This is a genomic window from Micromonospora sp. NPDC049049, from assembly GCF_040649115.1.
Taxonomy (GTDB): domain Bacteria; phylum Actinomycetota; class Actinomycetes; order Mycobacteriales; family Micromonosporaceae; genus Micromonospora.
In genome coordinates, this window is record NZ_JBEZEX010000007.1 from 109,309 (window position 1) to 127,656 (window position 18,348).

Consider the following 18,348-nt stretch of genomic DNA (forward strand, 5'->3'; position numbering starts at 1 on the left):
CGTGGAGCCACTGTACGGGCCGATCCGGGACTACGCCTGGGGCTCGCGCTCGGCCATCGCCCTCCTCCAGGGGCGAGCGGTGCCGAGCGCGGGCCCGGAGGCGGAGCTGTGGTTGGGGGCCCACCCGGGCGCCCCGGCCCTCGTGGATCGTGCCGGTCTGCGGGTGAGCCTCTGTGACCTGGTACGGGACGAACCTGGGCAGTGGCTCGGCCAGCGGGTGTCCGAGCGGTTCGGCAACCGGCTGCCGTTCCTGCTCAAGGTGCTCGCGGCCGACGCTCCGCTGAGCCTGCAGGCCCACCCGGACGCCGAGCAGGCGCAGGCTGGCTACGCGGCGGAGGCGGGGCGCACCGAGGGGCCGCGCAACTACTCCGACCCGCACCACAAGCCGGAGTTGCTCGTCGCGCTCACCCCGTTCGAGGCGCTGTGCGGTTTCCGGGATCCGGCGGAGTCGGCCGAGGCGCTCGCGGCGTTCGGCGTACCGGAGTTGGCGCCTGTGGTCGCCGCGTTGCGGTCCGGGCCGGCAGGGTTGCGGACGGCGGTGCGGACGTTGCTCGGCTGGCCGGTCGCCAAGCGTCACGACCTGCTGGCCGCTGTGGTGGCGGCGCCGACCGACGGCCCGGACGCGGAGCTGACCCGCCGACTGGCCACGGCGTACCCGGGGGATCCGGGGGCGCTGGTCGCCCTGCTGTTGCACCACCTGCGGCTGGAGGCGGGGGAGGCGATCTGGATGCCCGCCGGCAACCTGCACGCCTACCTGAGTGGCTGCGGCGTGGAGATCATGGCGGCCAGCGACAACGTGTTGCGCGGCGGCCTGACCCCGAAGCGGGTGGACGTCGACGAGTTGTTGCGGGTGCTGCGCTTCGAGGTGCTCGTCGATCCGGTGCGGGCCGCGGAGCCGGTCGGCCCGGGCGTGGACTGCTGGCCCGTGCCGGTGGACGACTTCGCGCTGCACCGGGTCCGGGTCGACGCGGCGGTGCCCTCGGTGACACTGTCGCTGCCGGGGCCCCGGGTGGTGCTCTGCGCTGGTGGTGCGATCACCGTGGACGACGGTGCCGGCGCGTTGACGCTGGCCTCCGGCGAGGCGGCGATCGGTACGGCGTTGGAAGCGCCGCTGCGGATCGACGGCGCCGGTGTGGCGTTCGTGGCGACGTCCGGGCTGCGCTGACCCCGACTCGGGCCAACGGCACAAGTCCGACTTTCCCGGAATAGCTTGACGTCATCCTGCCTGAGTGTGACTCTATGAGTACGCAGCGTTATCGCGACGACGGTCCGAGAACGTGCGGGGGAACCAAACCGGGGGGATGCACGGGGCGGGCGGGACGTGGGCGGGAAAGTCCGTCCATCACCGACCGCCCCGTGCGCTGTCCGCCGACCGTGCCTGATGCCCGTCGCCGACGCGCGTAAGGTGGAAGGTCGGCGCAGACATCGTTCGACAGGAGCTTTCATGACCAGCACCCTCCCGGCGTCCGCCAGCGGCACGCCGTCCGAGGCCCGGCCGAGCACGCTCGCCGACGGCGACTTCAAGGTGGCGGATCTGTCGCTCGCCGAGTTCGGGCGTAAAGAGATCCAGCTCGCCGAGCACGAGATGCCCGGCCTGATGGCGATCCGTCGCGAGTTCGCCGAGGCGCAGCCGCTCGCCGGCGCGCGGATCACCGGCTCCCTGCACATGACCATCCAGACCGCCGTCCTGATCGAGACGTTGGTCGCGCTCGGCGCGCAGGTGCGCTGGGCGTCCTGCAACATCTTCTCCACCCAGGACCACGCCGCCGCGGCGATCGTCGTCGGCCCGGACGGCACCCCCGAGGCTCCGGCCGGGGTTCCGGTGTACGCCTGGAAGGGCGAGACCCTTCCGGAGTACTGGTGGTGCACCGAGCAGGTGCTCGCCTGGCCGGACGGGCAGGGCCCCAACATGATCCTCGACGACGGCGGCGACGCGACCCTGCTCGTACACAAGGGCACCGAGTTCGAGCGGGCCGGGGCGGTCCCGCCCGTCGAGTCCGCCGACTCCGAGGAGTACGCGGTCATCCTCGAGCTGCTGCACCGCTCGCTCGGCGAGGACGGCCAGCGGTGGACCCGGATCTCCGGCGGCATCAAGGGCGTGACCGAGGAGACCACCACCGGCGTGCACCGGCTCTACGAGATGCACCGGGCCGGCACCCTGCTCTTCCCGGCCATCAACGTCAACGACTCGGTGACCAAGAGCAAGTTCGACAACAAGTACGGCTGCCGGCACTCGCTCATCGACGGCATCAACCGCGCCACCGACGTGCTGATCGGCGGCAAGATGGCGGTCGTCATGGGCTACGGCGACGTGGGCAAGGGCTGCGCCGAGTCGCTGCGCGGCCAGGGCGCCCGGGTCGTGGTGACCGAGGTGGACCCGATCTGCGCGTTGCAGGCCGCCATGGACGGCTACCAGGTCGCCACCCTGGACGACGTTGTCGAGCAGGCCGACATCTTCATCACCGCCACCGGCTGCTTCGACGTCATCACCAACGAGCACATGGCCCGAATGAAGCACCAGGCCATCGTCGGCAACATCGGCCACTTCGACAACGAGATCGACATGGCCGGGCTGGCCAAGCGGTCCGACGTCGAGCGGATCAACATCAAGCCGCAGGTCGACCTGTGGCGCTTCGCCGACGGGCACGCCATCATCGTGCTCTCCGAGGGTCGCCTGCTGAACCTGGGCAACGCGACCGGGCACCCGAGCTTCGTCATGTCGAACTCGTTCGCCAACCAGACGATCGCCCAGATCGAGCTCTTCACCAAGACCGAGGAGTACCCGATCGGCGTCTACGTGCTGCCCAAGCACCTGGACGAGAAGGTGGCCCGACTGCACCTCGGCGCACTCGGCGCCAAGCTGAGCACGCTGACCAAGGAGCAGGCCGCCTACCTCGGCGTCTCCACGGAGGGTCCGTTCAAGCCGGATCACTACCGCTACTGATCGACACCTCTGGACCGGGTCGGCTGTTCGCAGCCGGCCCGGTCCGTCGTCTCCGCCCTGCCCCTGCGCTCCCGCGATCTGCCCTGCGCTCCCCGCGATCTTGCAGTTTCGGTTGGAACTTCGCGGCTTTGGGCGCGATATGTCGCCGCAGAAAGTGCAAGATCGCGGGAGCGGGGAGCGGGGAGCGGGGAGCGGGGAGCGGGGAGCGGGGTTCGGAACGCGGGGTCGGGGCTTGGTCAGGTGCGGCGGGTGGGGCGGAACCAGGTCCAGATGCACCAGGCCAGCCAGCCGAGCGAGACGAGGGTGGCCAGTGCCCGTAGGCGTAGTGCGCTGAGCAGCAGCACCACGGCCAGGACCGTCAACCACGGCAGGAATCCCCTCACGGCGCGATCTTCGCACAGTGGAGTTCGCCGTAGACAGGGTGAGCTTGTCGTGAACGACTTGACGACGACGCTGACCAGGAGGAAGGTATGCCTGCCCTAAGTCAACCAAGGCGTGCCTAACCTACTCGGAGCTCGGATGTTCGCCACCTACCTGATCGGTCTGCGGGAAGGGCTGGAAGCCACCCTGGTGGTCAGCATCCTGGTCGCCTTCCTGGTGAAGTCGCAGCGCCGGGACCGGCTGCCGCAGGTGTGGGCGGGCGTTGGCCTGGCCGTGGCGCTCTCGGTGCTCTTCGGCTGGCTGATCGAGTACACGTCGACCTCGCTGCTGTCCCGATCCGAGGATCGTGAGTTGTTCGAGGCGATCACCTCGGTCGCCGCCGTGGTCTTCGTGACCTGGATGATCTTCTGGATGCGCCGGGCCGCCCGGACCATCGCCGGCGAACTGCGGGGCAAGCTCACCGAGGCGCTGGCCGTCGGGTCCCTCGCCGTCGCCGGGATGGCGTTCCTCGCGGTGATCCGCGAGGGTCTGGAGACGGCGCTGATCTTCTACTCGGCCGCCCAGGGTGCGGCCGGCGACAGCGGCCCGCTGCTCGCGTTGATCGGCGGGATCGTCACCGCCGTGGTCCTCGGCGTGCTGCTCTACGCCAGCGCCCTGCGGATCAACCTCAGCAAGTTCTTCACCTGGACCGGCGCGCTGCTGATCCTGGTCGCCGCCGGCATCCTCAAGTACGGCGTGCACGACTTCCAGGAGGCCGGCGTCCTGCCCGGCCTGAACGACCTGGCTTTCGACATCACCAGCGTGCTCGACCCGAGCACCTGGTACGCGGCCCTGCTCGCCGGCATGTTCAACGTGACCCCCGCGCCCACAGTGCTGGAGACGATCGCCTGGGTCGCGTACGCCGTACCGGTGCTCCTGCTCTTCCTGCGACCGGCCCGGCGTAAGCCGGCACCCACCGCGACCACCACCACCGTCACCGAGCGCGGGGCCGACACCGGCGCTGAGGCAGAGGCGGCGTCCGCGCCGCAGCGTGCCTGACCTACGAGGAGAGACAGCTTCGATGCGTACCACCCAGTTCTTCGCGCTGGCCGCCGCCGGCGTGCTGGCCACGGCCGGTCTGGCCGCCTGCTCCGACTCCGACAAGGGCGACTCGGCCGGGTCCGGCGGACCGATCGTGGTCAAGGCCAGCGACACCGCCTGTGAGGTCGGCTCGACCGACCTGGGCGCCGGCACCGCCACCTTCAAGATCACCAATTCGGGTGCGAAGGTGACCGAGTTCTACGTGTACGCCGACGGCGACCGGGTGATGGGCGAGGTGGAGAACATCGCCCCTGGGCTGAGCCGCGAGCTGCACGTGGAGTTGCCGGCCGGCACGTATCAGACGGCCTGCAAGCCGGGGATGAGCGGCAAGGGCATCCGGGGCGCGCTCAAGGTCAGCGGGTCGGCGCAGCCGCTCACCGCCGACGCCGCGCTGGGTGACGCCACGGACAACTACCAGCGGTACGTGAAGAGCCAGACCAGCGCGCTGTTGGACAAGACCGAGGAGTTCGTCGGCGCGGTCAAGGCCGGCGATGTGGCGAAGTCCAAGGCGCTCTACCCGGTCGCCCGCACCTACTGGGAGCGGATCGAGCCGGTCGCTGAGATCTTCGGTGACCTCGACCCCAAGATCGACGGCCGCGAGGAGGTCCTCGAGGAGGGGATGGAGTTCACCGGCTTCCACCGGATCGAGAAGGACCTCTGGCAGTCCGGCGACATCTCCAAGGACGGCCCGATCGCCGACCGCCTGCTGGTGGATGTCAAGGAGATCGTGGCCAAGGCGAACGCCGAGAAGCTCTCCCCGCTCCAGCTCGCCAACGGTGCCAAGGAACTGCTCGACGAGGTGGCCAGCGGCAAGATCACCGGCGAGGAGGACCGCTACTCGCACACCGACCTGTGGGACTTCGCCGCCAACCTCGAAGGTTCCAAGGCCGCCGTGTCCGCCCTGCGGCCCGCGTTGCAGCAGCGCTCGCCGGAGCTGGTGAGTCAGCTGGACGCCGAGTTCACGAACGTCGAGGGCCTGCTCGGCAAGCACCGCGACGGCGACGGGTGGAAGCTGCACACCGCGCTGAGCAAGGCCGAGCTCAAGGAGCTCTCCGACGGGATCAACGCGCTCGCCGAGCCGATCAGCAAGGTCGCCGCGGCCGTCGCGAAGTGACCACCTGGCAGAAAGAGTCGAGTCGATGAGCGGAAGCAGGTTCACCCGGCGCCGGGCGATCACCCTGGCCGGCGCCGGGGTGGCGGGGGTCGCCGGAGTGGCGGCCGGCGCGGGGGCGCTGCTGAACGGCTCCCATGGCCCGGCCGCGGCGAGCGACCACCCGGCCGGGGCGGTGCCGTTCCACGGAGAGCACCAGGCCGGCATCGTCACCCCGGCGCAGGACCGGCTGCACTTCGTGGCCTTCGACGTGATCACCAAGGACCGGGCCCGACTCGTCGAACTGCTCCAGGAGTGGACGGCCGCCGCCGCCCGGATGACGGCGGGGCGCGACGCCGGGGTGCTGGGTGCGGTCGGCGGGATGCCGGAGGCCCCACCGGACGACACCGGCGAGGCGCTCGGCCTGCCTCCCTCGCAGCTCACCCTCACCATCGGTTTCGGGCCGACGCTGTTCCGCGACGCCGACGGACGGGACCGCTTCGGTCTCGCCGAGCGTCGTCCTGCCGCCCTCGCCGAGCTGCCGAAGTTTCCTGGCGACGCGTTGCAGCCGCAGCTCTCCGGCGGCGACCTCTGCGTCCAGGCCTGCTCCAACGACCCGCAGGTGGCGGTGCACGCGATCCGTAACCTGGCCCGGCTGGGCATGGGCGTGGTGAGCGTCCGCTGGTCGCAGCTCGGCTTCGGTCGCACCTCGTCGACCACCCGGGAGCAGGCCACCGCACGCAACCTCTTCGGGTTCAAGGACGGCACGGCCAACCTCAAGGCCGAGGACACCGACCTGCTGCGCGACCAGTTGTGGGTGCAGCCGGGCGACGGGCCGGACTGGATGGCCGGCGGCTCGTACCTGGTGACCCGCAAGATCCGAATGCTGGTGGAGACCTGGGACCGGACCTCCCTCGCCGAGCAGGAGGAGATCGTCGGCCGGGCCAAGGGCAGCGGCGCGCCGCTGGGTCGCGGCGACGAGTTCGACGAGCCCGACTTCGCCGCCCGGGGCGCGGACGGGAAGCCGGTGATCGCCGAGCACGCCCACGTCACGCTGGCCCACCCAAGCCGGAACGGCGGGGCCCAACTGCTCCGCCGGGGTTACAACTTCGTCGACGGCTCGGACGGCCTCGGCCGGCTCGACGCGGGCCTCTTCTTCATCGCCTACCAGCGTGATCCACGCCGTCAGTTCGTGCCGATCCAGACGCAGCTGGCCCGGCACGACGTGATGAACGAGTACCTGCGACACGTCTCCAGCGGGGTGTTCGCCTGCCCGCCCGGGGTACGCGACGGCGGGGAACACTGGGGGAGTGGGCTGTTCGGCTGACCGTCGTCCGGATGGCGACAGCCGGATCGGTCCGGCTTGCGGTGGCGCCGGGCGCCGCCAAAGGGGGATCATGGTGGCAGCCTGGCCCGCGGCCATCCGTGCGCCCAGGCACCGCAGCACGTGGCGCCGCCGCCGCGGACTGCTGGCACCCGGTTTGACGGCGGCGCTGAGCGTTACCGGCGGACGCCGGTCCCACCGAACTGAATGAGGATGCAATATTAATCCCATGAGAGCCCGCGTACTGGTGGTCGACGATGACCCCGCGCTCGCCGAGATGCTCGGCATCGTGCTGCGCAGTGAGGGTTTCCTGCCCTCTTTTGTGGCGGACGGCGAGCGGGCGTTGGCCGCTTTTCGCGACAGTCGTCCCGACATAGTGCTGCTTGACCTGATGCTTCCCGGCATGAGCGGGATCGACGTCGCCAGGTCGATTCGGGCGGAGTCCGGCGTGCCCATCGTCATGCTGACCGCCAAGAGCGACACCGTCGACGTCGTGCTCGGCCTGGAATCCGGCGCCGACGACTACGTGGTCAAGCCGTTCAAGCCCAAGGAGCTGGTGGCCCGGATGCGGGCCCGACTGCGCCGAGGCGAGGACGTGGCCCCGGAGATGCTCACCATCGGGCCGCCGGACAACCAGATCACCATCGACGTGCCCGCGCACACGGTGAGTCGCAACGACGAGGAGGTGAAGCTGACGCCGCTGGAGTTCGACCTGCTGGTCGCGCTCGCCCGCAAGCCACGTCAGGTCTTCACCCGCGAGGTGCTGCTCGAACAGGTCTGGGGCTACCGGCACGCGGCCGACACCCGTCTGGTCAACGTGCACGTCCAGCGGTTGCGGGCCAAGATCGAACCAGACCCGGAGCGACCGGAAATCATCCTCACCGTGCGGGGCGTGGGTTACAAGGCGGGGACCGGATAGCCTGGTCGCACTGTGTCGACCTCGCCGCCCCCACCCTCCCCGAGTACGGCAGCCCGCCGGCCCAGCGCCGGCGGGGAGCTCTGGCGTGCGGTGAGTGGTCGGGTCGCTCGTGCGGTGGGTCGGGCACACCAGACCTGGCGTCGCTCGCTCCAGGTTCGGGTCGTGACCATCACGCTGGTCGCGTCCAGCCTCCTGGTCGGCGGGTTCGCGTTCCTGATCGCTGACAAGATCACCACCATTCTGCTCGACAGCGCGCGCAGCGACGTCCGGCAGCGGGTGACAACCGGCGCCAGCTACGCGGCCAAGCAGGTCTCCTTCTACGGCCAGCCGCAGGAGGCGCAGCTCCAGGAGACCATCGACGGCACCGTCAACTACCTTGCCGGCGGCGACCCCCAGCAGACCAGCGGCGTGGTGGTGGCGATCACCGCCGACGACTATCCCAACGACATCCAGACGCGCACCTCCCCGTCGGCGAACGTGCAGCCGCTGATCAGCCCCGAGCTGCGGGCCGCGATCGCCGACGGCAAGGTGGCGAGTCAGATCCGCACCGGGCGACTCACCGGCGAGACCACCAAATACCTTGTCTACGGCTCGCCGGTGCCCACCCGCTTCGGCCAGATCGAGCTCTACTACCTGGTCCCGCTGGGCCGGCAGGACGTCACCGCCGCCGACGCCCGCGCCACGGTGGTGGCCACCGGGGTCGCGCTGGTGATCCTGCTCGGGTTGCTCGCGGCGCTTGTCACCCGGCTGGTGGTCAACCCGGTCCGGGTCGCCGCACGAACCGCCCAGCGGCTCTCCGCGGGCCTGCTCGACCAGCGGATGGTGGTCAACGGCGAGGACGACCTGGCCCTGCTCGCCGCGTCGTTCAACCAGATGGCCACCAACCTGCAACGGCAGATCCTGCGCCTGGAAGAGATGTCCCGGTTGCAGCGCCGCTTCACCTCGGACGTCTCCCACGAGCTGCGTACCCCGCTGACCACGGTGCGGATGGCCGCCGACCTGATCTTCGCTGAGCGCGACGAGTTCGACCCCGCCGTAGCCCGCAGCGCCGAGCTGCTCCAGGCCGAGTTGGACCGCTTCGAGGAGCTGCTGACCGACCTGCTGGAGATCAGTCGGTTCGACGCGGGCTTCGCCATGCTGGATTCCGAGCCGACCGACCTGGTGCCGGTGGTGCACCGGGTGGTCGACCGGCTGGCGGGCCTGGCCGAGCGGGTGGGCGTACCGATCGAACTCGACCTGCCGGGCACGCCGGTCATCGCCGAGGTCGACCCGCGCCGGGTCGAGCGGGTGTTGCGCAACCTGGTCGGCAACGCCGTCGAGCACGGTGAGGCCCGCCCGGTGCTGATCACCCTCGGTATCGACGAGACCGCCGTGGCGATCACGGTCCGCGACCACGGCGTGGGGCTGAAGGTCGGCGAGGAGAAGCTGGTGTTCAACCGGTTCTGGCGGGCGGACCCATCGCGGGCCCGGCAGACCGGGGGCACCGGGCTGGGCCTGTCGATCAGCCTGGAGGACGCACGGCTGCACGGCGGCTGGCTGGAGGCGTGGGGTGCTCCCGGGCAGGGCGCGCAGTTCCGACTCACCCTGCCGGCCCGTGCTGGCGATCGGCTGACCACCTCACCGCTGCGGCTGGTGCCGGCCGACGCCGCCCTGCCGTTCGGCGGCCCCCGCGACGGTGGGCCACTGGCCATCGGTCCCGGCACCGGCGGGGCACTGGCGATCGGTCCGGCTCCGGCCGGGGACGGGCAGCGGACGGAGGTGCGCTCGTGAGACGGCCGACTCTGCTCGGAACCCTCGGCGTGATGGTGCTGCTGGGCGCCGGCTGTGGCATTCCGGCGGCATCCGACGTGCGGGTGGACGGCAAGGGCAGCGCCGCGACCGAGGCCGGTGTGATCAGCCGGGGCAGTGAGCCACCGACGCGCACGGCCAGCGGCAGCGTCAACGAGACGTTCGTCCGCAACTTCCTGTCCGCCGCCGCCGGCGAGCCGGATCGGGCGTACGAGCGGGTCAAGGCGTTCATCGCCCCGGAGGACAAGACTCGCCTGCAGGACAAGAAGGGCAGCGAGGTCGCGCTGAACGTGGTCCGGCTGCGCGAGGCGGTCTACACCCTCAACAGCGACTCGACCACGACCGTCAAGATCGCCGTGCAGCAGATCGGGGTGCTGCGCACCAACGGCATCCTGGCCCCACCGGTGGCGACCGAGACGGAGTACGAGTTCGGCCTGCGCAGCGCGTCCTTCAACGGCGGCGTCAACGATGACCGGGCCGGCCTCTACGTCATCAACCCGCCCAACGTGCTGCTGCTCAGCGACACCGCCCTTCGGGAGTACTACCAGGACGAGACGATCTACTTCTGGAGTTCGGACCGCAGCCGCCTGGTGCCCGACCAGCGCTACCGACCGCAGGCGGTGCCGGTCGAGCGGCAGGTCAACGAGGTGGTGAAGTGGCTGGTCGGTGGCCCCTCCGACTGGTTGCGCCCGGGAGTCGTCGGGCTGCCCGACCGCACCGAGCTGATCAACAACGCCACCGGCGGCAACGGTCGGTGGGAGGTCAACCTGGACATGTCCGGCGACGACCAGAGCGGGATCGATCAGTTGATCACGCAGATCGCCTGGTCGCTGGGCGACTTGACCGGTCAGCTGGAGTTGAAGATCCGCAACAACGCGCAGCCCGTGGTGGACCTGGGCGAGCGACGAGACGCCCGGGTGCTCTACCCGTATGCCACCAGCCCGCAGCGGTTCGGCGTGTACGACGGCGCGATCCACCCACTCGACTTCGACGGCGAGCCCAGCGGCACGGTGCCGTTGACACCCGAGGCCAACCGTAACGTCGTCTCCGCCAGCCTCGGGCTGGCCAAGGACCGCCGGATCCTCGCCGCGATGGTGGTCGCCAGCAGCGGCAAGAACCGGTACCGACTCGCCGTGGGCACGGGTGCCGACCCGGTCTCCGTGGTCAGCCGCAGCGGCGCCGAATACTCCTCGATCGGCCGACCGGTCTGGCTGCGTACGGTCGACAACCGCCCCAGCCGTGGCCTCGTCGTGGCCGACGGGCAGCTCTACCGGTTCGACGAGGCGGCCCGGATGTATCCGGTGCCGCTCAACCTGCCCTCCGGCGCGGTCACCGCGGTGGCCGCCGGGTTGGACGGCCAGCGGGTGGCGCTGATCGTCGGCGGCCGTCTCTACGTCGCCGCGGTCAACCTCGACGGCGGCGGGGCATCCATCGGCCCGCCCCGAGAGCTGGTCACTTCGCTGACGAACCCGACGGCTGTCGACTGGGGCAGGGAGGACCAGCTGGTGGTGGCGGGGTCGGTCGGCCAGCCGGCGATCTACGAGATCAGTGTCGACGGCGCCTTGGAGACACCGTTGCGGACCGACCTCGGCGCCAAGGTCACCCACCTGACCGCGTACCCGACCAACCGCAGTGTGCGGACGCCCGGCGGGGCGTACATGTACGAGGCGAACGGGGTGGCCTACCGCAGCAGCCCGTTCGAACGGATCGAGCCCGGCCGGGTACGCGACATCGCCCCGGTGCCGACCGGTGTCCGGCCGAGCAACCCGTCGGCGCCGTTCTTCCTCTACTGACACGGTGAGCGGGCTCTGGGCGGACCTCGCCGACCTGGTGCTGCCCGCCGACTGCGCCGGTTGTCGGGAGCGCCGACCCGGCCTGCGGCACGGGGTCTGCCCAGCCTGTGTCGTGGCGCTGGGTGCATTGCGGCCACGGGCGGTCCGCCCCACCCCCGCCCCGCCGGGCCTGCCGTCCTGCGTCGCCCTCGGCCCGTACGCGGGTCCGCTGCGCGAGGCCCTGCTGGCGTACAAGGAACACGGCCGACACGGGCTTGCTCGTCCGCTCGGCGCGCTGCTCGCCGAGGTCGTCGCGGCGGCCGTCGGTGGGGCCCGTCCGCTGGCGTTGGTTCCGGTCCCGGACACCGCGGCAGCGGCCCGATCCCGCTACGGGGACCACCTCGACCGGCTGGCCCGGCACTGCGCGGCCCGGCTCAACCGGAGCGGTTGGGCGGTGCGGGTGCACCGTCCGCTGCGGGCGTCACCCCGGCCCGACTCGGTCACCCTGGACAGCGCCGGGCGCGCGGCGGCGGCCGAGGCGGCCTTCCAGCCCCGCCCGATGGGGCCGCTCCGGGGTCGTGCCGGGGCCGCGGCACCGGTCGTGGTGCTGCTCGACGACATCGTCACCACCGGCGTGACCCTCGCCGCCGCGAGCCGCGTGCTGACCGCGACAGGATGGGCACCGGGTGTTGCGGCGGTGCTCGCGGCGACCGAGAAAAGGCACCAGTCGTAACCCATAGTGTTTCCGTTTCACCCGTTGGTGTATGAGCTGCGAAAAATCCTGGGTCGTCTCGGCAACATGGGGTGACTGCCGGGCAAACAAGAGTTAGCGTTTCGCTGTCGGGGGTAGGAGGTCGTTCCCACCACCCTCGGCGGTGAGAGGAGGCGTAGCCGTACCAACCGGTCGACGCCAGCGGGTCTCCCCACGGCGCGCGGCCGGGCAACCGGATCGAAGACCGTCCGAAAAAGGGAGGTCACGTGGACATCGTGGTCAAGGGCCGAAACGTCGAAGTGCCGGACCATTACCGGGTACACGTAGCCGAGAAACTCGCGAAGATCGAACGCTACGACCACAAACTTATTCGCGTTGATGTCGAGCTGTTTCACGAGCGCAATCCGCGCCAGGCCGACCACTGCCAGCGGGTGGAGATCACCTGCGTTTCCCGGGGCCCGGTCATGCGGGCCGAAGCCTGCACGAACGACTTCTACAGCGCGCTCGACGCGGCCATCGCGAAGCTCGACACCCGGCTGCGCCGCGCGGCCGACCGCCGCCGCGTACACCGGGGTCGGCACGCGCCGATCTCCGTCGCCGAGGCCACCGCTGGCCTGCCGGTCGCGGACCTGGTGCCCAACGCGCTGAGCGCGGCGAGCGATGGCGCCCGCGCCGGCACCGCCGTTGCCGAACGGGTCGAAGAGGAGCACGACGACCAGCCGTGGCACATCGCCCGGGAGAAGGTGCACCCGGCGGAGCCGATGACCATCGACGACGCGTTGTTCGAGATGGAACTGGTCGGCCACGACTTCTACCTTTTCCAGGACAAGGAGTCCGGCCGCCCCAGCGTCGTCTACCGGCGCCACGCGTACGACTACGGCATCATCTCTCTCGCCACCTGACCGGCAGCTCGTGGGGTTGCGGTGGGGTGCCCCCACCACAACCCCGCGACACCGGTCAGCGGAGGTCGGCGGGCAGCAACGCGAAGGTCAGGTCGTCCAGGCGGGCGCCGGCCAGTCCGGGCAGTCGCCCGCGCTGAACTGCCTCGCGCCGAAAACCGACCCGCTCCAGCACCCGGTGCGACGCGGCGTTGTCCGGCACCGTTCCGGCCGACAGCCGGGCGATACCGACCGAGCCGAACGCCCAGCCCGCGAGCAACCGGACCGCCCGCGTCGCGTACCCCCGGCCGCGCCACTCCGGCAGCAACGCGTAGCCGACCGATGCCTCGCCGGCGGCCACGTCGGTGTACGACAAGCCGCAACTACCCACGGGCTCGCCGCTGGTCACGTCAGTGATCATCAGCCTGGCGATCTCGCCGGTCAGCCAGCCGCTCTGCGCGAGACGACAACGCCGCTCGACCGCCTCGCGGGTCGGCGGCACCGGCGGCGCCTGGTTCGCCACCACCTCGGGTCGGCTGTGCAACCGGTACATCAGCGCCGCGTCGTCCGGCGCGAGGGGGCGCAGCGCCACCACCTGGTCGGTGAGCACCCCGCCGGGCAGGTCGGGCAGCAGCCGGGCGGTCGGGCCGGGCGGATCACCGGTGACGCGTACCCAGGCCAGCAGATCGTGCCGGCCCGCGTCGCGGGACGCACCGGCCGACCGGCGCAGACCCTCGTAGCGGAAGCCGGCGGCCAGCGCGACCCGTTGGCTCGGACCGTTCTCCGGTTCGGTGAGCAGTTCCAGCCGGGCTGCCCCGGCGGCGAACGCGTGCTCGCTCAGCACGCGGGTCGCCGCGGTGGCCAGCCCGCGACCGCGGGCCGCCGGCCGCATCCAGTAGCCGATCTCCAGCTGACCGCGGGCGGGCACCGGGTTGTTCAGCCCCACCGCGCCGAGCAGCCGATCGGTCGCGGGGTCCGCGACGGCGTACGCCGTGCCGCCGCCGGTCCAGGCCGCCGGGGCGCCGACGTCGATCCACCAGCGGGCGTCGGCCTCGGTGTACGGCGTCGGGAGGTTCGACACGAACCGTTGGGTCAGCGGGTCCGCGCAGCCGTCGACGACGTCGGCGCTGTCCTCCGGGCGGAAGGGGCGCAGCCGCACCCCGTGCGCCTCGACGACCGGCCGCAGACTCATCCCAGATCCTTCGCGAGGAGCGCACCGACCCACACGTCCACCCGCTCGCCCCGGTGCTGCACGCCACCCCGGGCCGTCCCCTCGACCAGGAAGCCCGCCTTCTCCGCCGCTCGCCGGGAGGCGGTGTTGCCCACGTTCGCCCTCCACTCGATCCGCGCCAGGCCCAACGTGCTGAAGCCCCAGGCGCTGAGCGCGACCAGCGCGGCGGGCAGGTAGCCCCGGCCCCGGGCCGCCGGCGCGGTCATGAATCCGGTGTCGGCCACCAGCGGGTCGGTGGGGGAGAGCCGCAGGTCGAGCGTCCCCACGTACCGGTCGTCGGCGTCGGCGATCATGAAGCAGGCGGCGTCCCCCCGAGCCCAGGAGTCGCGGCCGTACGCCTGGTAGCCCTCCGCGTCGGCCCGGTCGTACGGGTCCGGCACCGTCGTCCAGCGGATGGTCTCCGGGTCCCGGCAGGTCTGCACCACCGCGTCCAGGTCCTTCTCCTCCATGGGCCGTAGCCGCAGCTCGCCGGCCCCGGTCTCGGCGAACAGAACGGGCTGCGGGCGGCCGAAGACGGCGGCCCGACGGGCGGCGAGGGTGCCCGGCCCGGCCGGACCGGCCGACCCGGCGGCCGGCACCTCGCCGGGCAGCAGCGAGCCGATCCAGCCGTCCGCGCTTCCGGGCAGCAGCGCCGGGTCGGCCAGCCGCAACCTGCCGTCGATCCGGAAACCGGCCCGGAGGGCCACCAGCCGGGAGGCGTGGTTGCCCACCTCGGCCTGCCAGATGAGCCGGCGAAGCCCGAGGGTGCCGAAGGACCAGCGGGCCACCGCCCGGGTGGCCCGGACCATCACGCCTCGACCACGCGCCCAGGGTGCCGTCCAGTAGCCGATCTCACCGGTGCCGTCCTCGCCGATCGAGGTGAGCCCGCTGGAACCCAGCAGCTCCCCGGTGTCCGGGTCGCAGACCGCGAACGGTGCCCCGGTGCCCTCGGCCCAGGCCTTCCGGCTCATCTCGGTGACAAATCCGTGGGCGTGTTCCGGCCGGTACGGGCGCGGTACGGTGGTCCAACGCTGAATGTCCGGGTCCTGGCAGGCTCGGTGCACGGCCTCGGCATCCGTCTCTCGCCAGGGTCGCAGCAGCACGCCGTCCTCGATGATCTCCACGAGCTCCACCCGTGCATCCTGCCGCAGCGTTCGCCGACGGCGTAACCGGATAACGTTTGGGGCGTGTGCAGGACGCGAGTTATGTCGGGTTCGGCGGGGTCGAGCACCGCCACCAGTGACCATCGCGCCGATGAAGCGCCTACGATGGTTCGAGACTGTCTAGGGGAGCGTTGATCCGTGTCGATTCTGGAAAAGGTCCTTAACGCGGGCGAGGGCCGCATGGTGCGCCGCCTCAAGGCGATCGCCAATGCCGTCAGCTCGATCGAGGACGACTACGTCAACCTCACCGACGAGGAACTGGCCGGCATGACCGAACAGTTCCGGGAGCGGCTCGACGAGGGTGAGACCCTCGACGACCTGCTGCCGGAGGCGTTCGCGGTTGCCCGTGAGGCGTCCGCCAGGGTGCTCGGCCAGCGCCCGTACGACGTCCAGGTGATGGGCGGCGCGGCGCTTCACTTCGGCAACATCGCCGAAATGAAGACCGGTGAGGGCAAGACGCTGACCTCGGTCATGGCCGTCTACCTCAACGCGCTCTCCGGCAAGGGCGTCCACGTGATCACGGTCAACGACTACCTCGCCCAGCGTGACGCGGCGTGGATGGGCCGGGTGCACGAGTTCCTCGGGCTGACCGTCGGCGTGGTGCTGCCCAACCGGCCGGCAAGTGAGCACAAGGCCGCCTACGAGTGCGACATCACCTACGGCACCAACAACGAGTTCGGCTTCGACTACCTGCGCGACAACATGGCCTGGTCGAAGGAAGAGCTGGTGCAGCGCGGGCACAACTTCGCGGTGGTCGACGAGGTCGACTCCATCCTGATCGACGAGGCCCGCACCCCGCTGATCATCTCCGGCCCGGCCGAGCACTCCGCCCGCTGGTACGGCGAGTTCGCCGGCGTGGTGGCCCGGCTCCAGGCCGGCACCGACGGCGAGGGCGACTACGAGGTCGACCACTCCAAGCGCACCATCGCGGTGACCGAGCGGGGTGTCGCCAAGGTCGAGGACCGGCTCGGCATCGACAACCTGTACGAGTCGGTGAACACCCCGCTGGTCGGCTACCTCAACAACGCCATCAAGGCCAAGGAGCTCTACAAGCGCGACAAGGACTACATCGTCAGCGACGGTGAGGTCCTGATCGTCGACGAGTTCACCGGTCGCATCCTGCACGGCCGTCGCTACAACGAGGGCATGCACCAGGCGATCGAGGCCAAGGAGGGGGTGGAGATCAAGCAGGAGAACCAGACCCTGGCCACCATCACCCTCCAGAACTACTTCCGCCTCTACGAGAAGCTGTCCGGGATGACCGGTACGGCGCAGACCGAGGCGAGCGAGTTCAACAAGGTCTACAAGGTCGGCGTCGTGACCATTCCGACCCACCGCCCGATGGTTCGCGAGGACCGGCCGGACGTCATCTACAAGACCGAGAAGGCCAAGTTCAACGCCGTCATCGAGGACATCGCCGAGCGGCACCAGATGGGCCAGCCGGTGCTGGTGGGCACCGTCTCGGTGGAAAACTCCGAGATCCTCTCCCAGCTGCTGCGGCGCCGTGGCATCCCGCACAACGTGCTGAACGCCAAGTTCCACGCCCGGGAGGCCGAGATCGTCGCCCAGGCCGGGCGTAAGGGCGCGGTCACCGTGGCGACCAACATGGCCGGCCGCGGCACCGACATCCTGCTCGGCGGCAACGCCGAGTTCCTCGCCGCGAACGAGCTGCGCCAGCGTGGCCTCGACCCGCTGGAGAACGAGGAAGAGTACGCCAAGGCGATGGAGGAGGTCCTTCCGACCTGGAAGCAGGCCTGCGACGCCGAGGCGGAAGAGGTCTCGGCCGCCGGCGGCCTCTACGTGCTGGGCACCGAGCGGCACGAGTCCCGGCGGATCGACAACCAGCTGCGTGGTCGTGCCGGCCGGCAGGGCGACCCGGGCGAGTCCCGTTTCTACCTGTCCCTTCAGGACGAGCTGATGCGGCGCTTCCGGGCCGGAGCGGTCGAGGCGGTGATGGAGCGCTTCAACATCCCGGAGGACGTGCCCATCGAGTCGAAGATGGTCACCCGGCAGATCAAGAGCGCCCAGGCCCAGATCGAGGGTCAGAACGCCGAGATCCGCAAGAACGTGCTCAAGTACGACGAGGTGCTCAACAAGCAGCGCCAGGTCGTCTACGCCGAGCGGCTCCGGGTGCTCAACGGTGAAGACCTCTCCGACCAGGTCCGCAACATGATCGACGACACCGTCGAGGCGTACGTGCGGGGCGCCACCTCCGACGGCTACGGCGAAGACTGGGACCTCGATCAGCTCTGGTCCAGCCTCAAGCAGCTCTACCCGGTCGGCGTGACGATCGAGGAGTTGGAAGAGGAGGCCGGTGGCTCCCGGGCCGGCATGGACGCCGACTTCCTGGTCGCCCGCCTCAAGGACGACGCCAACGCCGCGTACGACCGGCGTGAGGAGCAGCTCGGCACCGAGGGGGTGCGCCAGCTCGAGCGGATGGTGCTGCTCCAGGTCATCGACCGCAAGTGGCGCGAGCACCTCTACGAGATGGACTACCTCCAGGAGGGCATCAACCTCCGGGCGTACGCCCAGCGCGACCCGGTGGTGGAATACCAGCGCGAGGGCTTCGACATGTTCGCCACCATGATGGAGGGCATCAAGGAGGAGACAGTCGGTTTCCTCTACAACGTCGACGTCCAGGTGACCGAACCGGAGCCCGAGGAGGGGGCCGACGAGGTCACCCTGCTCGACAAGCCGGTGGAGATCCGGGCCAAGGGCCTCAACCAGGCACCGCGGCGGCAGGGCCTGCAATACTCCGCCCCCACCATCGACGGTGAGGCCAGCCCGGGCGCGGTCGCCTTGGAGCAGGCAGAACAGCAGGCTCCGGCGCTCGGTGTGGGCCGACCGGCTCCGGGTGCTCCGGCGGCACCGGGGCGGAGCGCGCCGTCCGCGCCGCAGCGGCCGGCATCCGGGCTGCGTGGCCCGGCTGTTCCGTCGGCTGCTGCCCGTCGGCCGGCACCGAACCAGGCGGAGGCGAGCAACGGCCCGTCCCGCAACGCACCGTGCCCGTGTGGCTCGGGCCGCAAGTACAAGCGCTGCCACGGCGCGCCCAACGGCGGCAACTGACCAACAGCAGCTGCACCGACA

At 70.6% G+C, this 18,348-nt stretch carries 14 protein-coding genes; 11 read left to right on the forward strand and 3 right to left on the reverse strand.

All coding sequences use genetic code 11. The features are described from left to right. The first annotated feature begins 1 nt into the window (after window position 1). Both manA and ahcY read left to right on the forward strand, forming a co-directional pair. On the forward strand, window positions 2–1,165 hold the full coding sequence (gene manA, locus AB0B68_RS10200) for a mannose-6-phosphate isomerase, class I (protein ID WP_357259105.1): 1,164 nt from the start codon (window positions 2–4) through the stop codon (window positions 1,163–1,165). 279 nt (window positions 1,166–1,444) lie between these two features. After that, window positions 1,445–2,944: an adenosylhomocysteinase gene (gene ahcY / locus AB0B68_RS10205; protein WP_357203292.1), complete on the forward strand. Its 1,500-nt coding sequence runs from the start codon at window positions 1,445–1,447 to the stop codon at window positions 2,942–2,944. A gap of 236 nt (window positions 2,945–3,180) precedes the next feature. On the opposite strand, the gene AB0B68_RS10210 is transcribed toward ahcY, so the two are convergent. After that, on the reverse strand, window positions 3,181–3,327 hold the full coding sequence (locus AB0B68_RS10210) for a hypothetical protein (RefSeq protein WP_167493764.1): 147 nt from the start codon (window positions 3,325–3,327) through the stop codon (window positions 3,181–3,183). A gap of 136 nt (window positions 3,328–3,463) precedes the next feature. Between AB0B68_RS10210 and efeU the strand changes: the two genes are divergently transcribed. From efeU to raiA, 8 genes are all read left to right on the forward strand, one after another. Next, window positions 3,464–4,363: an iron uptake transporter permease EfeU gene (efeU, locus tag AB0B68_RS10215; RefSeq protein ID WP_357203295.1), complete on the forward strand. Its 900-nt coding sequence runs from the start codon at window positions 3,464–3,466 to the stop codon at window positions 4,361–4,363. Window positions 4,364–4,385: 22 nt separating this feature from the next. Then, a complete protein-coding gene (gene efeO / locus AB0B68_RS10220; RefSeq protein ID WP_357203298.1) occupies window positions 4,386–5,519 on the forward strand; it encodes an iron uptake system protein EfeO in 1,134 nt (377 codons plus the stop codon). Between the two features lie 25 nt (window positions 5,520–5,544). Further along, window positions 5,545–6,822, forward strand: a complete 1,278-nt coding sequence (gene efeB / locus AB0B68_RS10225; protein WP_357259108.1) for an iron uptake transporter deferrochelatase/peroxidase subunit — start codon at window positions 5,545–5,547, stop codon at window positions 6,820–6,822. Between the two features lie 226 nt (window positions 6,823–7,048). After that, a complete protein-coding gene (mtrA, locus tag AB0B68_RS10230) occupies window positions 7,049–7,738 on the forward strand; it encodes an MtrAB system response regulator MtrA (RefSeq protein ID WP_030331519.1) in 690 nt (229 codons plus the stop codon). A gap of 12 nt (window positions 7,739–7,750) precedes the next feature. Next, window positions 7,751–9,508, forward strand: coding sequence for an MtrAB system histidine kinase MtrB (gene mtrB / locus AB0B68_RS10235; protein WP_357203304.1), 1,758 nt, complete (start codon window positions 7,751–7,753; stop codon window positions 9,506–9,508). Further along, the gene (locus AB0B68_RS10240) at window positions 9,505–11,319 is read left to right on the forward strand and encodes an LpqB family beta-propeller domain-containing protein (protein WP_357259111.1); all 1,815 of its coding nucleotides are present in this window, start codon (window positions 9,505–9,507) and stop codon (window positions 11,317–11,319) included. The genes mtrB and AB0B68_RS10240 overlap by 4 nt, the downstream gene beginning before the upstream one ends. A gap of 37 nt (window positions 11,320–11,356) precedes the next feature. Further along, complete coding sequence (locus AB0B68_RS10245; RefSeq protein WP_357203333.1) at window positions 11,357–12,031, forward strand: ComF family protein; 675 nt, start codon at window positions 11,357–11,359, stop codon at window positions 12,029–12,031. Window positions 12,032–12,276: 245 nt separating this feature from the next. Continuing rightward, the gene (gene raiA / locus AB0B68_RS10250; RefSeq protein WP_357203309.1) at window positions 12,277–12,912 is read left to right on the forward strand and encodes a ribosome-associated translation inhibitor RaiA; all 636 of its coding nucleotides are present in this window, start codon (window positions 12,277–12,279) and stop codon (window positions 12,910–12,912) included. A gap of 55 nt (window positions 12,913–12,967) precedes the next feature. Here raiA and AB0B68_RS10255 read toward each other — a convergent pair whose 3' ends face one another. Next, window positions 12,968–14,080, reverse strand: coding sequence for a GNAT family N-acetyltransferase (locus tag AB0B68_RS10255; RefSeq protein ID WP_357203312.1), 1,113 nt, complete (start codon window positions 14,078–14,080; stop codon window positions 12,968–12,970). Continuing rightward, window positions 14,077–15,231, reverse strand: coding sequence for a GNAT family N-acetyltransferase (locus AB0B68_RS10260; protein ID WP_357203315.1), 1,155 nt, complete (start codon window positions 15,229–15,231; stop codon window positions 14,077–14,079). The genes AB0B68_RS10255 and AB0B68_RS10260 overlap by 4 nt, the downstream gene beginning before the upstream one ends. A 168-nt stretch (window positions 15,232–15,399) precedes the next feature. Here AB0B68_RS10260 and secA point away from each other — a divergent pair, with 168 nt between their 5' ends. Continuing rightward, on the forward strand, window positions 15,400–18,327 hold the full coding sequence (gene secA / locus AB0B68_RS10265; RefSeq protein WP_357259114.1) for a preprotein translocase subunit SecA: 2,928 nt from the start codon (window positions 15,400–15,402) through the stop codon (window positions 18,325–18,327). Window positions 18,328–18,348 lie beyond the last annotated feature (21 nt).

Coding starts and splice junctions, on each gene's coding strand:
- ahcY (WP_357203292.1), top strand. CDS start 1,445: ATGACCAGCACCCTCCCGGCGTCCGCCAGCGGCACGCCGTCCGAGGCC.
- efeU (WP_357203295.1), top strand. CDS start 3,464: ATGTTCGCCACCTACCTGATCGGTCTGCGGGAAGGGCTGGAAGCCACC.
- efeO (WP_357203298.1), top strand. CDS start 4,386: ATGCGTACCACCCAGTTCTTCGCGCTGGCCGCCGCCGGCGTGCTGGCC.
- efeB (WP_357259108.1), top strand. CDS start 5,545: ATGAGCGGAAGCAGGTTCACCCGGCGCCGGGCGATCACCCTGGCCGGC.
- mtrA (WP_030331519.1), top strand. CDS start 7,049: ATGAGAGCCCGCGTACTGGTGGTCGACGATGACCCCGCGCTCGCCGAG.
- AB0B68_RS10255 (WP_357203312.1), bottom strand. CDS start 14,080: ATGAGTCTGCGGCCGGTCGTCGAGGCGCACGGGGTGCGGCTGCGCCCC.